Here is a 14,435-nt window from a genome sequence, read left to right on the forward strand (position 1 = left end):
CAGGGGCTCAGCCCGCCGCGGCCGCCGTGCACGCGGCGCAGAGGCCGGTGATCTCCACGGTGTGGTCCGTGGCCGTGAACCCGTGCACGGCGGCGACGGCGGCCGCCCACCGCTCGACGGGCGGGGCCGTGAGCTCCACGGTGGCCCCGCACGAGCGGCACACGAGGTGGTGGTGATGGCCCTGCGCGGCGCACCGGCGGTACACGGACTCGCCGTCCTCGCGCCGGAGGACGTCCACGGTGCCGTCCTCGAGCTGCTGCTGCAGCGTGCGGTACACGGTGGCGAGGGAGACGCGCTCGCCGGCGTCCTTGAGGTGGGCGTGGAGCTCCTGGGCACTGACGAAGTCCTCGAGCTCGTCCAGGGCACGGTCCACAGCCGCCTTCTGGCGGGTGGCGCGCACGCGTCCGGCGCGGGGGTCGGGAGCGGTGCTGGTCACGCTGACGGTCCTCCTTCCGCGGCCGGATCCGAACGGTCCCGGGGGGCTTCGCGGAGCCGATGACCGGCTCCTGGGCACTCGTCCCAGGCTATCAGCGGGGCCGGATCCGGCGTGGTGCCCCGGGCACACGGGGCGCGTCGCGGGGCGTCCGCCGCGCGGTGAGCGTTACGGACCGTCACGTATGGTGTGCGGGTGCACACCCTTCCCTCCGACGCCCCGGCCCCGATCCGCCCCGCCTCCGCGGCGTCCGTCGTCACGGTGGACGTGCTGGCCGGCTGGCTCCGACTGGCGCCCGCGATGGAGGCGGAGCCCGTCCCGGCCGTCCCCGCCTACGTGCAGGCCGACGCCCCCGCACCGCGGCGCCTCGTGCTCCTCGACATCCGCTACGAGCTCGGCAGCGGTGCGACCGACCATGAGGGCTATCTCCACGGCCACCTGCCCGGCGCCGTCTACGTGGCCCTGCCGAGCCGGCTCGCCGGCCCGCCCGGGACCCTGGAGGGCCGTCACCCGCTGCCGGATCCGGCGGACTTCGCGGAGACGGTGCGCATGTGGGGGATCGACGACGGCGACACCGTGGTCGTGTACGACGACATCGGCGGCCTCGCCGCCGCGCGCGCCTGGTGGCTGCTGCGCCACGGGGGGCTGCCCGACGTGCTGCTGCTCGACGGCGGGCTGGATGCGTGGCGAGAGGCCGGACTGCCGCTGCAGTCGGGCGAGGTGATCCCCACGCCGGGCTCGGCGACCATCCAGTGGGGCCGCATGCCCGTGGTGGACGCCGCCGGCGCCGAGGAGATCGCCGAGCACGGCCTGCTCCTCGACGCCCGCGCCGCCGAACGGTATCGCGGAGAGGTCGAGCCCCTCGATCCGATGGCCGGCCACATCCCCGGCGCCCGCAGTCTGCCGACCGCGCAGAACCTCCGCCCCGACGGTCGCCTCCTGCCGCCCGAGCAGCTCGCGGCGCGCTTCGCGGCGGCCGGGGTGCGGGACGACGTCCGGGTGGCCGTCTACTGCGGATCCGGCGTCACGGCCGCCCATCAGGTCCTCGCGATGACCGTGGCGGGCCATCCCGGGGCGGCGCTCTTCCCCGGCTCCTGGTCCTCATGGGTCCACGATCCGGCCCGGCCGGTGGCCGTGGGGGCCTCTCCTGACGGACACTGAGGGCGGACCCTCGGCGGGCCGTGCGCCCGCCCACCCCGCAGATCGGAAGGACACCCCATGACCAGCGTCTTCACCCGCATCATCGCCGGAGAGCTCCCCGCCCGCTTCGTTTGGCAGGACGAGCAGTGCGTCGCCTTCCTCTCGGCGGGCCCCCTGGCCCAGGGGCACACACTCGTGGTGCCCCGCGAGGAGGTGGACCAGTGGGTCGACGCCGACCCCGGGCTCCTCGCCCACCTCATGCAGGTCGCACAGCGGATCGGCCGCGCGCAGGTGGATGCGTTCGGTGCGCAGCGCGCCGGCCTGATGGTGGCCGGCTACGAGATCCCGCACCTGCACGTGCACGTGTGGCCGTCCAACTCCATGGACGACTACGACATGGCCCGCGTGGACAACTCGCCCGAGCCGAAGGACCTCGAGGAGGCCGCGCGGCGCATCCGCGACGGACTGCGCTCAGCCGGCCACACCGCCGCCGTCCCGCAGGACTGACGCCGCCGGTGCCGCCCCGGCCTCAGGCCCGGGCGGCGGCGGCCAGTGCCTGGCGCACCCGCTTCTCCGAGACGGACACGGCCGTGCCCAGCTCCTGGGCGAAGAAGGAGACGCGCAGCTCCTCGATGAGCCAGCGCACGCGCTCGAGCTCCGCCGGCACGGGAGTGCCGGCGAAGCGGGCGCGGTGCGCGGCCACGGCGGCGTCGAAGTCGTCCTCGAGGCGCTGGACCACCGCCATGGCCTGGCCGTCGCGCTGCAGGTGCCCGCCGGCGTCGAGGCGGTCCAGGCGCGTCAGCATGCCCTGCACGTAGCGGGGCAGGTGCTGCAGCTGCTCCCACCCCGTGGTGGCCGCGAAGCCGGGGAACACGAGCTGCTCGAGGTGGGCCTTGACGTCCGACTTCGCCGGCGCCGTCGCGAGGGAGACGGAGCCCTTGAGCCGGCGGCGCACCTCCGCGGCGCGGGAGAGCACCTGCTCCACGAGCTTCGTGACCGCGAACACGGTGTCGATGAGGTCGGCGCGGACCCGGTCGAACAGCGCCCGGAACTCGGCCTCGCCGAACGGGAGCTCCGGGCCGACGAGCCGGTCCACAGCGGCCTGCGTGCAGTCCGCCACGAGCGAGTCCACCGAGCCGTGCGGGTTCTGCGTGAACGCGAGCTTCTCCCGGTTGTCGAGGTGGTCCAGCACGTAGCGCTGCGGGCTGGGAAGGGCGGCCAGCAGGAGCCGGATCACGCCGGCGCGGTGCCACGCGGCCTGGTCCTCGGCCGAGCGGGCCACGGTGAGCCCCGCCGCGGGGCGGCCCTCCGGCGTCGTCTCGGGGACGAGTGCGGGGTAGCCCGTGATCGCGGGGCCGCGGCCGCCCGCCTCCGTGGTGATCTTGCGGGGCACGGTGCCCACGCTCCACGTGGTCAGTCCATGCCGCTCCGCGAACGCGGGGGCGGCACGGCCGGCGTCGGGCGCGGTCGACGACGGCCCACCGTCCCCGTGACCCGCCGCCTGGGCGGAGGACTCGGCACCCTGACGGTCCTTCCCCGGCCCGCGGCGTCCCCGGCCGCCGTCGCGAGCGCCGGTGCCCCCACGATCCGAGCCCCGGCCGTCCTGGCGGGGTCCCGGGCGCGCGTTCGCGGGGTCGTCCGTGCCGGCCAGGCGGGCCGCGATGGCCGAGCGGTTCGCCTGGGCGAGGCGAGACTGGAGGGCGGGGAGGTCCTGGCCGGCGCCCATGACGGCGCCGCGGGCGTCCACCACGCGGTAGTCCATCCGCAGGTGCGGGGGCACCGCGTCGGGCGCCCAGAGCTCCGGCTCCACCACGATCCCGCGGACCCGGCGCACGGCGGCCGAGAGCGCCGCGGGCAGGTCGTCCGTGAGCGGGTCCGCGTGCTCTGCGAGGTCGGCCACGAGCTGCCGGGCCACGTCCGGGGCGGGCACGAGGTTCCTGCGCACGGCCTTGGGGAGGGCCTTGATGAGCGCCGTGACGAGCTCCACGCGCAGACCGGGCACGAGCCACGCGAACGGGCTCGGGGCCACCTGGTTCAGGAGGAGGACCGGAACGGCCACCGTGACGCCGTCCGTGCCGGAGGCGCCCGTGGGGTCGAACGTGTACTCGAGGTCGAGGTCCACGTCGCCGCCGGGCAGCGGATAGCGGAAGGTCGTGGGGAACGCGTCCGTGTCGAGGTCCGCAGCGTCCTGCGTGAGGAGGGCGTCCACGTCGAGGTCGAGCAGGTCCGGCTGCTCCTGGCGCGCCTTCTTCCACCATGCGTCGAAGTGCCTTTCGGAGACGACGTCTCCCGGGATCCGCGCGTCGTAGAAGGCGAAGAGGTCCTCGTCGCCCACGCGCAGGTCGCGGCGGCGCAGGCGCGTCTCGAGGGCCTCGACCTCCTCGAGGGCGCGGCGGTTGCGGGCGAAGAAGTGGTGGCGTGTGCGCCAGTCGCCCTCCACGAGGGCGTGCCGGATGAACAGCTCGCGGGAGAGCTCCGGGTCGATGCGACCGAAGCGCACGGAGCGGTCCGGCACGAGGGTGACGCCGAACAGCGTCACCTTCTCACGCGCGACGACGGAGCCCGCCCGCCGCGACCAGTGCGGCTCGTTGTACGTGCGCTTCACCAGGTCGCCCGCCACCTCCTCGGCCCACTCCGGCTCGATCCGGGCGACGGAGCGGGCCCACAGGCGGGAGGTCTCCACGAGCTCGGCCGCCATGACGAACGGGTGGCGCTTCTTGAACAGCGCGGAGCCGGGGAACACGGCGAACCGGGTGCCGCGCGCGCCCGCGTACTCGCGGCGGCGCTCGTCGTAGGAGCCGATCTGCGAGAGCAGGCCCGTCAGCAGCGACTTGTGCACGGCCTCGTGCTGGCCCACCGGGTCCACGGGACCGGCCTGGACCGTGACGCCCACGTCCTTGGCGATCTGGCGCAGCTGCTGGACGAGGTCCTGCCACTCGTGCACGCGCAGCCAGTTCAGGTGCTCGCGGCGGCACATCTTGCGGAACTGCGAGCCGGAGAGCTCCTTCTGCTGCTCTCGCAGGTAGGCCCACAGACGGAGGATCGCGGAGAAGTCCGAGTTCTCGTCCGCGAACCGGCGGTGCATCTCGTCCGCCGCCTCGCGCTGCTCGGTGGGGCGCTCCCGGGGGTCCTGGATGGTGAGCGCGGCGGCAATCACCATGACCTCCCGCACGCAGCCGCGCTCGCCCGACTCCAGGATCATGCGGCCCAGGCGCGGGTCCACGGGCAGGCGGGCCAGCCGGCGCCCGATCGGCGTGATGGTCCCCGCCTTGGCGGCGAGCGCGCCGAGTTCGGTGAGTGCGGTGGCGCCGTCGGTGACCTGGCGGCCGTCCGGGGGCTGGAGGAAGGGGAAGTCCTTCACGTCCGCGGGCGTCCGCGCGACGCCGAGGGACATCATCTGGAGGATGACGGAGGCCAGCGAGGTGCGCAGGATCTCCGGGTCGGTGAACTCGGGGCGGGAGAGGAAGTCCTCCTGCGAGTACAGGCGGATCGCGATGCCGTCGCTCGTGCGGCCCGAGCGCCCCGAGCGCTGGTTGGCGCTCGCCTGGGACACGCGCTCGATCGGCAGACGCTGCACCTTCGTGCGGTTCGAGTAGCGGGAGATGCGGGCCGTGCCCGTGTCGATCACGTACTTGATGCCCGGCACCGTCAGCGAGGTCTCCGCGACGTTGGTGGCCAGCACGATCCGCCGGCGCACCCCGGACGCCGCGCGGCCGAACACGCGGTGCTGCTCGGCCATCGAGAGGCGGCCGAACAGGGGCAGGATCTCTGTCCCGGCGAGGCGCTTCGAGCCCGCGACGACGCCGGCCAGGTGGTCCGCGGCGTCGCGGATCTCCCGCTCGCCGGGCAGGAACACGAGGATGTCCCCGGCCGGCTCCGCGGCCAGCTCGAGGACGGCATCGCCGATCGCGTCGAGGGGGTCACGCGTCTCCGCGGCGTCGTCGGCGTCGTCGTCGGGATCGTCGGGGGAGGGCTCGTCGGTGAGCGGCCGGTAGCGGATCTCGACCGGGAACGTGCGGCCCGAGACCTCGATGACCGGGGCGGGGACGACGTCGGCCTGCTCCTCCGGCACCCCGTCCGCCACGCGCTCGGCGCGCTCGGCGTCCGTGGCGGGTCGGCCGAAGTGACGCGCGAACGACTCGGGGTCGATCGTGGCCGAGGTGATGATCACCTTCAGGTCCGGGCGCTGCGGCAGCAGCTGCCGGAGGTAGCCCAGGAGGAAGTCGATGTTGAGGCTGCGCTCGTGCGCCTCGTCGATGATGATCACCGAGTAGCGCTTCAGGAGCGGGTCGTGGGGGATCTCGGCCAGCAGGATGCCGTCCGTCATGACCTTGACCCGGGTCTGCTTGGAGGTCTGCGCCGTGAAGCGCACCTGGTAGCCGACGGTCTGGCCGATCGGCTCGCCGATCTCCTCGGCGATGCGCTCGGCCACCGAGCGGGCGGCGAGGCGGCGGGGCTGGGTGTGGCCGATCGTCCCGGCGTCCCCGAGGCCCAGGGCCAGGCACATCTTGGGCAGCTGGGTCGTCTTGCCGGAGCCGGTCTCGCCCGCGACGATCACCACCTGGTGGTCGCGGATGGCCGCCATGATCTCCTCGCGGCGCTCCGCCACCGGCAGGTGCTCGGGGAAGGAGGGCTGGCGCGGGGCGGGGGAGGTGGGGGTGCTGCCGGGGGCGTCGACGGGCGCGGTGGGGGCGGCGTCGGGGGTCCCGGGGCGTGAGGAGTCGGTCATGGCCGGACCAGTCTACGGAGGCCGGTCGGCGCTGCGCGGGGTGTTCGCCGCGGAGGGATGACGTCCCGGCGGGTGTGGGCCTCGTCATCGCCGTGAGCCGGGCATTCTGTCACACGAACTTTCGGCTGGGGTTCAGAGACGATCTGTGGAACTCTGGAATAATGGACATGAACACGATCTATTTGTTATTGGCAATCGGCTTGTACTTCGCCGCCATGGTGGCGATCGGCCTGTACGCCTCGAAACAGAACTCCGACCTGGACGATTACCTCCTGGCCGGGCGAAACATGAAGCCCTCGGTGGCCGCTCTCTCCGCCGGCGCCTCGGACATGTCCGGCTGGCTGCTCATGGGCCTGCCCGGCGCCATCTATGCCGCCGGCCTCGTCGAGGGCTGGATGGCCGTCGGCCTCGTCGTCGGCGCCTGGGTGAACTGGAAGATCGTGGCCCCGCGCCTGCGCTCCTACACCGAGGTCTCCGGAAACTCCGTGACGATCCCCTCCTTCCTGGAGAACCGCTTCAAGGACCGCACGCACATCCTGCGCATCGTGGCCGGCCTCATCATCCTCGTCTTCTTCACGTTCTACGTGTCCTCCGGCATGGTGGCCGGCGGCAAGTTCATCGAGTCGACCTTCGGGCCGGACTCGCTCTACGCCGAGGGCATCAGCATCAACTACCTCACCGGCATGATCGTGGTGGCCGGCATCACCGTGCTGTATACCCTCTTCGGCGGCTTCCTGGGCGCATCCCTGACTGACGTGGCCCAGGGCATCCTCATGTTCCTCGCGCTGGTGATCGTGCCGATCGTCGTGATCATCTCCATGGGCGGCTGGGACGCCGTCGTGGAGGGCCTGCGTGCCGCCGATGCCGCCTCGGCGGGGGCCGGTGACCCCGTGGACCACTTCTCGCTGTTCGCCAACGCGACACTGATCGGCGTCCTCTCCTCGCTCGCGTGGGGCCTCGGCTACTTCGGCCAGCCGCACATCATCGTGCGCTTCATGGCGCTGCGCACCGCCCAGGATGCGACCGTCGCCCGGCGCGTGGGCATCACGTGGATGACGCTCTCCGTGTTCGGCGCCGTCCTCACCGCGCTCGTGGGCATCGCGTACTTCCAGGCCAACCCGGGCACCACGCTCGCCGACCCGGAGACCGTGTTCCTCGTGCTCTCCTCCATCATGTTCCACCCGTTCATCGCGGGCCTCGTGCTGGCGGCCGTGCTCGCCGCCGTCATGTCCACCCTGTCCTCGCAGCTCGTGGTGTGCTCCTCCGCTCTCGTGGAGGACCTGTTCAAGGTGGGCGGGCGCACCGCCTCCCCGAAGACGCTGCTGTGGATGGGCCGCCTCGGTGTGCTCGTGATCGCCCTGATCGCCGGCCTGCTCGCGCTGAACCCGGACTCCTCCGTGCTCGAGCTCGTCTCCTTCGCGTGGGCCGGCTTCGGCGCCGCCTTCGGCCCCGTGATCCTGCTCGCCCTGTACTGGCCGCGGTTCACCTCGTGGGGCGCGATGGCCGCCATGGTCACCGGCGCCGCCGTCGCCTGGTTCTGGTCCGAGGCCAGTGCCGAGACGTGGGAGTGGTTCGGCCTGTACGAGCTGTTGCCGGGCTTCGTCGCCGCCCTCGTGGTGGGTGTGGTGGTGTCCCTCGTGACACAGCGCTCGCGCCGGGTGCAGCGGCGGATCGACGCCGAGTTCACCGGCGCGATCGACATCGTGGCCGGCCGCGATCCGCACCCGGACGTGGCCCCGGCCGCCATGACGCGGGACGCCGCCGGGGGCTCGACCGCAGCCGCCGCGGATCCGCACGCGCAGGCGTGAGGCTCTTCCTCGCGATCCGTCCGCCGAGGGCCGTGCTCGACCACCTCGAGCCGGCCCTCGACGGCGTCCGGGACCGGGCCGGACGCGCGCTGCGCTGGACCGATCCGGAGCAGCGGCACCTGACGCTGGCGTTCCACCCGGAGGTGCCCGCCGGCGCCGTGGACGACGTCGTCGCCGACGCCGGCTGCATCGCGGCGGGACATGCGCCGCTGGACCTGCACCTGGCCGGGGCGGGGGAGTTCTCCCACCGCACGCTCTGGGTGGGGGTGGGCGGGCAGGTCCGGGAGCTCGGCGCGCTCCTGGCGGAGCCCTGGCTCGCCGACGACGACGGCCGGGACCGCCGGCGCGCCCACCTCACCGTGGCGCGGGTCTCGGGGGTCGCGCCCCGACCTCGGGGTCGGAGGCGGGGCGAGTCCCGTCCGCCGGCGCCGGCCACCGTCCTGCTGGCCGAGGCCGTGCGCGCGCTCGCGGTGTACCGCGGGCCGGAGTGGACCGCGGACGAGCTCGAGGTCGTGGCGTCCCGGCTCGGCGAGGGCCGGTCCGGCGGGCCGCTGCACGAGGTGCTGGCGACCGTCCCGCTGCGCGGCTGAGGGGCCGACGAGCAGGCCCGAACCAACAGAGTGGTCACGACATGCCGCCACCGGCGTCCGGTGACGGCGTGTCGTGACCACTCTGTGTGCGTCAGGCGGCCGACGGGCCGGCCGGAGCGGGGGACCCGTCCGGCCGACCCGGCCCCGGGTCAGCCCTCCAGGGGGCCCTGCACCGCGTACAGGCGCTTGTTGGCGAACTCGTCCACGGCCATGGGGCCGAGCTCGCGGCCGAAGCCCGAGCGCTTCACGCCGCCGAAGGGCAGGTTCGCGCCGGCGGCGGAGGCGAGGTTCACGTTCGCCATGCCCACCTCGAGCTGGTTGGCCACGCGCTTGGCCTCGTCCAGGTCCGTGGAGAACACGGCGCCGCCGAGACCGTACTGGGAGTCGTTGGCCAGGGCCACGGCCTCCTCGGCCGAGGACACCTTGTAGACCACGGAGGCCATGCCGAACAGCTCCTGCGTGTAGGCGGGGTTCTCCTGGTCCACGTCCGTGATCACGGCCGGGGAGACGTAGAATCCCTCGCCCTCGGGGCCGGAGACGCGCTCGCCGCCCACGTGGACGGTGGCGCCGGCCTCCTTGGCCGCGGCGATCTGCTCGGCGAGCCCGTCGGCCGCAGACTCGGAGGACAGCGGGCCGTAGACGTCGGCGTCGCGCGAGGTTGGGTCGCCGGGCTTCATCGCCGAGGAGCGCTGGACCAGCTCGTCCACGAAGTCGTCGTAGAGGTCCTCCATGACGATCATGCGCTTGTTCGAGTTGCAGGCCTGGCCCCAGTTGCCCATCCGGGTGGCCAGTGCGTCGCGGGCGGCGGCGCGGGCGTCCGGCGCGGAGAGCACGATGTACGGATCGGAGCCGCCGAGCTCGAGGACGACCTTCTTGAGGTTCCGGCCGGCCTGCTCGGCGACGGCGGCGCCGGCCCGCTCCGAACCGGTGAGGGATACGCCCTGCACGCGCGGATCGGCGATGATCGTGGAGATCTGGTCGTGGGTGGCGAACACGTTCTGGTACACGCCCTCTGGGAGCCCGGCCTCGGTGAAGAGCTCTTCCAGCAGCTGCGCCACCTGCGGGTTGATCTCGGCGTGCTTGAGCAGGATGGTGTTGCCGAGCACGAGGTTCGGCGCCACGAAACGGGCCACCTGGTACACCGGGAAGTTCCACGGCATGATCCCCAGCAGCGGGCCGATCGGCAGCCGCTGGACGAACGCCTCCTGCCCGGAGAACTGCTTGATCGGCTGGTCCGCGAGCAGCTCCTCGGCCTCGTCCGCGTAGTACCCGAAGATCTGGGCGCCGTAGCGCACCTCGCCGACCGCCGCGCCGAGGGACTTGCCCATCTCCGTGGTGATCACCGCGGCGATGTCCTTGGACCGCTCGGCCAGCAGCTCGGAGATCCGCTTCACGACGGCGGCGCGCTCGGCCACCGACTTCTGGGACCACTGCTCGTAGGCGGCCTGCGAGGCGTCGAGGGCGTCGGCGATCTGCTGATCCGTGGCGTTGTCGAAGGACTTCAGCAACTCCCCGGTGGCCGGGTTGATCGTGCGGTAGCCCTGAGAGGCGGAGGTGGTGGTCATCAGTCGTCACCCTTTCGTGTGGACGTCCTGCGTTGAGCTCCCCATCCTGCCGGAGGCCCCCGCTCACTCCCAGATCCCGGACGCCCCTCTTCGCCACGAGCCGAGAAGGTGGGTGTCCACGACCCCGGCGGCCTCCATCAGGGCGAAGCACGTGGTCGGCCCCACGAATCGGCAGCCGTGCGCCTTCAGCGCCCTCGCGAGCGCGCGCGACTCGTCGGAGGTCGAGGGGACCTGCGCCACCGTCTCCGGCCGTGGGGTCGCGGCAGGCTGGTGAGCCCAGACCAGCCCCGGCAGGCCGGTGGCGGGACGGTCGCCGTCGCCGTGCCAGGCCGGGCCCGCGCCGGGGGAGCCCGGGTGCAGCGGGGTGAACCGCTCGCCGCGCATCCCGACGACGGCTCGTGCGTTCGCGATCGCGGCCTCGATCTTGCGCCGGTTCCGGATGATGCCGGAGTCCGCCAGCAACGCCTCGACCTCCGCGTCCCCGAACGCCGCGACGGCGTCCGCGTCGAAGCCCGCGAACACCTCCCGGAACCGGGGCCGCTTGGCCAGGACGGTCCGCCAGCTCAGGCCCGACTGGAACGCCTCGAGCACGAGGCGCTCGAACAGGCCCCGCTCGTCCGTGACGGGCAGGCCCCACTCCGTGTCGTAGTACTCCCGCAGCAGCGGATCCCGTGCCGCCCACGGCGGGCGGGCCCGCCCGTCCTCACCCACGACGACGCCACTCGGCAGCGCCTGTCGCCCGTCGGCCGGTGGATCCTCGGCGAGGGTGGAGACGGGGGCGGGGAGGCCGTCGTCGGCGTGGTGCGCGCTCATGCACCCGAGCCTAGGAGTGGTCCCGGACATCCGGAGCCGGAACGCGACGCCCGGGGACGCCACGCCGTCTGCGGACACCTGTGCAGGAGGCACGGCCAGACGTCGTCACTCGAGCCGCCCGGCCCGCAGCCGCCACGTGTGGTCGCACCGGGCCGCCACGGCGGGGTCGTGCGTGACGATCACGATCGCCCGCCCCGGCTGGGACATGGAGCGGAAGAGCCCCATCACCTCGTCGGTGCGCTCCTCGTCCAGGGCGCCCGTCGGCTCGTCGGCGAGCAGCAGGGAGGGCCCCATGATCACGGCCCGGGCGATGGCCACGCGCTGGCGCTCGCCGCCGGAGAGTCGGCCGACGGGGTGGCGGAGACGGTCTCCGAGTCCGAGCCGCGTCAGAAGCTCCGCGGCCATGTCGCGGCGCTCCCGCTTCGAGGTGCGCGGCCGCGCGTAGAGCAGCGGCAGGGCCGCGTTGTCCACGGCGGTCGCCCGATCGATGAGCAGATGGTCCTGGAGCACGATGCCGCAAGTCCGGTTCCGGTAGGCGTCGCCGTCGGACGACCACGGTGCCGGCAGGCTCCGCCCGGCCACACGGATGCTCCCGGCGTCCGGTGTGTCGAGGCAGGCGAGGAGCCGCAGCAGGGTCGACTTGCCAGACCCGGAGGGTCCCATGATCGCGTGGACGCCGCCCTCGGGGACCTGGAGTGAGACGCCGCGGAGCACGGGGACATCCCCGGCGGGGCCGCGGTAGGAGCGGTGCACGTCGTGCACGGTGAGCAGGGACATCACACGGTCCTTTCGACGAGTGCCGCCGTGCGGACGGCCCGGTGCAGCCGGCGGAGGGGATGGCGGGTGCATGCGGCGGCGATCGCCAGGACGACCGCCAGTCCGACCACGACGACGACAGGCGCCGGACGCAGTCCGCCCGCTTCCGAGGCGATGCCGAGGCCGAGCAACGATCCGAGCACGGCCGGAATGCCCCATACCGCGGCCACGGATGTGGCGATCCGGAGCCGGATCAGTCGTCTGGGCGCCCCGACCGTCAGGTGCGCCAGCCACGTGGGCGTGAGTCGACGGGTCATGGTCGTCAGGAGGCTCACCACTGTCACGACGGCGCTGGCAAGCCCGGCGGTGTAGGCGGTGATCATGAGAGCGGCACCGCGGGCTTCTCGGGCGATCGGGGACCTGGCCGAGGCGATCGGGGCCAACTCGGCGACCACGCCCGTCTCGTCCTCGAGGACGTCGAGTGCCGCTCTCACCTCGGAGGCCGCGTCCTGACGTGCCACGACGGAACCGTAGACCGCCGCGAGCTGGGCCGGTTCGATCAGGCCGGCCATGGTCGTGGTGCTGGTGACGATGACGGGCGACTCACCCAGGGGCCAGAGGGATCCGTCGGCCCGCGGCGCGGCCGCGTCCCCGGGGAGTGGGCCGGCATAGCTGTGGGGTGTGGACCCCACATACACGGTGCCGCCCGGCCCCCCGGAGGTGATCGCGGCGGGAGCGAAGTACACACCCTCGGCGGGACTGACGGCAGCGGCAGCGCCGAACTCCCGGGCCAGACCAGGCGTGGCGATGACCGCCCCCTGCAGCCGGGGGTCCTCGATTCCGATGGCGTCCGTCACGAGGAAGGCACGGGGGTCGACTCCGTCGACATGGGCGGCGAACGCCCGGGAGACGGTGTCGACGGCGCGGGGGCGGAGGTCGGTCGTGACGGCGGGGTCCAGAATCCTGGCTGTCACCAGGCCCGACGACTCGGCGTCCTCGAGCACCTCGAGCGCCGTGGTCACCCCGCCGGCGACGCCCAGGGCCAGTCCGAACACGACCGACGCCATGGTCGTGTGCAGCAGGGACAGGAACAGCAGTCCGGGCGTGTTGAACAGGTCGCGGAGACCGTCCGCAATGGCCCGCATGGCTGCCATCATGCGTGTGCCCTTCGGACCCAGAGGGTGGACAGGGTCGTGCCGAGGATGAGGATGGCGTCCACGACGAGCACGGCGGACCAGAGGAGAGCGGTGTCCCCCGTGAGCCCGATCTCCGCGTCCCACCGGGGCCATGCCACGAGCCAGACTCCGCCGGCACTCGCGGCGGCGGTCGCCCAGGCGAGTATGGCGGGCCAGACACCGAGCCGGGCCGCTCGCAGCGGGGAGGCACCGACGAGGCGGTGTGAGGTGACGGCAGGGAGCAGTCGACTGCGCAGGGTCGTGCGCCAGACGACCTGTGCGCCCAGCAGGGCGAAGCCGGCGATCACGGCGAGCAGGGGCACATGGACACTGCGTCGCATCGCTGCCTCCCACGGCGGCGGGAGCGGGACGACGTCGACGACGACACCGGCCCGCCGCAGCGATTGGACGAGCTCGTCGACCTGGGCCGGTGATCCGCCGATCACGCCGGCAAGGGACGAACTGTCGGTGGAGAGGAACGGGACCAGGAGGTCCGCTTCGGTGGCGCGATCCGGCGCGGAGGAGAGGTCTCGGACGACGACCCGATCGACGTCCGGCCAGCTCAGCTCGCCCGCAGCGGCACGTGCGGCGAAGGGGGAGGTGCTGGGGACGACCGCGGTAGGGGCGACGCCGTCCGGGAGCACGCCCAGAGCAGGTCGGCCGGCGAGGGCCGTCACGTGGGGGCTCGTGGACGTGGCCGCAGAACCGGAGTCCGGTCCCGTCAGCGACGTCCGGATCATGGGCCAGGCCTCGCCAGCGGGGAATGCCGAGATCTCGTACACCGTGCCGTCCAGGTGCCAGCGTTCCTCCTTCTCCACCCCGACGTAGGACGCGAGGAGCGCTGCTGTTCCGAGCGCGATCAGGAGAAGGAGGAAGCGCGAGGCGAACAACCGTGTCACGGGCGGCGTCTGGGAGGACGCGTCAGGATCGAATGAGCGGTCACTTCACCTCAACCTCCACGACGCGGTCGACCGGAATGCCGACGGCCCCCACGGGTGCACGGTTCAGGCTGTAGGTCATGCGAGTTTTCGGCGCCGTGAATGAAAGAGTGTCTTTGTACGTCATGGAAGCGCTCACGCGCTGCCCGCAGGCGGTTGCGCATGCAGTGGTCGCAGTCCGAGTGCCTTGGGATCCGCCGGAGTATGTGATGCTGCCCCCGCTGTACCGGTCCCCGTTGCTTTGCTTCACGCAGATGGTGACGCTGATGTTGCCGTAGTAGTTGACGGAAAGTGAGACGTGGTCGTTCGTGACGATCCAGCCATTCCCAGAAGCGACCGTGGCTGCTGCTGCGCTCGAAGCCAAGGCGGCAGCAGCAGGCGTTGCTGTGCCCAGGATCCAGACTGTCGCGTCTTTCTTGGTCTTATACATGGCGGATTCCCTCCACAGGGCCCTCGCGGGCGAATGTGACACACATTACAGGTGTCGA

At 72.7% G+C, this 14,435-nt stretch carries 12 protein-coding genes; 4 read left to right on the top strand and 8 right to left on the bottom strand.

The window, feature by feature from the left end; genetic code table 11:
• Window positions 1-7 precede the first annotated feature (7 nt).
• Complete coding sequence (locus tag AAG742_RS04210) at window positions 8-436, bottom strand: transcriptional repressor (RefSeq protein ID WP_298712918.1); 429 nt, start codon at window positions 434-436, stop codon at window positions 8-10.
• Window positions 437-628: 192 nt separating this feature from the next.
• Here AAG742_RS04210 and AAG742_RS04215 point away from each other — a divergent pair, with 192 nt between their 5' ends.
• Window positions 629-1,594 (top strand): sulfurtransferase, encoded by a 966-nt coding sequence (locus tag AAG742_RS04215; protein ID WP_298712921.1) that lies wholly within the window; start codon window positions 629-631, stop codon window positions 1,592-1,594.
• 57 nt (window positions 1,595-1,651) lie between these two features.
• Window positions 1,652-2,080 carry an HIT family protein gene (locus AAG742_RS04220; RefSeq protein ID WP_248115187.1) on the top strand — a complete coding sequence of 143 codons (429 nt, stop codon included), beginning with the start codon at window positions 1,652-1,654 and terminating at the stop codon, window positions 2,078-2,080.
• Between the two features lie 22 nt (window positions 2,081-2,102).
• On the opposite strand, the gene hrpA is transcribed toward AAG742_RS04220, so the two are convergent.
• Window positions 2,103-6,302 carry an ATP-dependent RNA helicase HrpA gene (hrpA, locus tag AAG742_RS04225; RefSeq protein WP_298712924.1) on the bottom strand — a complete coding sequence of 1,400 codons (4,200 nt, stop codon included), beginning with the start codon at window positions 6,300-6,302 and terminating at the stop codon, window positions 2,103-2,105.
• Between the two features lie 161 nt (window positions 6,303-6,463).
• Between hrpA and putP the strand changes: the two genes are divergently transcribed.
• Window positions 6,464-8,110 carry a sodium/proline symporter PutP gene (putP, locus tag AAG742_RS04230; RefSeq protein ID WP_298712927.1) on the top strand — a complete coding sequence of 549 codons (1,647 nt, stop codon included), beginning with the start codon at window positions 6,464-6,466 and terminating at the stop codon, window positions 8,108-8,110.
• Entirely contained in the window at window positions 8,107-8,700 is a 594-nt protein-coding gene (locus tag AAG742_RS04235) for a 2'-5' RNA ligase family protein (RefSeq protein WP_298712930.1), read from the top strand. Before putP ends, AAG742_RS04235 begins: the two co-directional genes overlap by 4 nt.
• Before the next feature lie 149 nt (window positions 8,701-8,849).
• Here AAG742_RS04235 and AAG742_RS04240 read toward each other — a convergent pair whose 3' ends face one another.
• From AAG742_RS04240 to AAG742_RS04265, 6 genes are all read right to left on the bottom strand, one after another.
• Entirely contained in the window at window positions 8,850-10,265 is a 1,416-nt protein-coding gene (locus AAG742_RS04240) for an NAD-dependent succinate-semialdehyde dehydrogenase (RefSeq protein ID WP_298712935.1), read from the bottom strand.
• A 63-nt stretch (window positions 10,266-10,328) separates the two neighbouring features.
• Window positions 10,329-11,078 (bottom strand): DNA-3-methyladenine glycosylase I, encoded by a 750-nt coding sequence (locus AAG742_RS04245; protein ID WP_298712938.1) that lies wholly within the window; start codon window positions 11,076-11,078, stop codon window positions 10,329-10,331.
• A 105-nt stretch (window positions 11,079-11,183) separates the two neighbouring features.
• Window positions 11,184-11,855 carry an ABC transporter ATP-binding protein gene (locus tag AAG742_RS04250; protein WP_298712941.1) on the bottom strand — a complete coding sequence of 224 codons (672 nt, stop codon included), beginning with the start codon at window positions 11,853-11,855 and terminating at the stop codon, window positions 11,184-11,186.
• Window positions 11,855-12,979, bottom strand: a complete 1,125-nt coding sequence (locus AAG742_RS04255) for a hypothetical protein (protein WP_343282345.1) — start codon at window positions 12,977-12,979, stop codon at window positions 11,855-11,857. The genes AAG742_RS04250 and AAG742_RS04255 overlap by 1 nt, the downstream gene beginning before the upstream one ends.
• A gap of 8 nt (window positions 12,980-12,987) precedes the next feature.
• Window positions 12,988-13,908: a hypothetical protein gene (locus AAG742_RS04260; RefSeq protein ID WP_298712947.1), complete on the bottom strand. Its 921-nt coding sequence runs from the start codon at window positions 13,906-13,908 to the stop codon at window positions 12,988-12,990.
• Between the two features lie 40 nt (window positions 13,909-13,948).
• Complete coding sequence (locus AAG742_RS04265; protein ID WP_298712950.1) at window positions 13,949-14,377, bottom strand: hypothetical protein; 429 nt, start codon at window positions 14,375-14,377, stop codon at window positions 13,949-13,951.
• Window positions 14,378-14,435: the final 58 nt, after the last annotated feature.

The organism is Micrococcus sp. 2A, from assembly GCF_039519235.1.
Lineage (GTDB): Bacteria > Actinomycetota > Actinomycetes > Actinomycetales > Micrococcaceae > Micrococcus.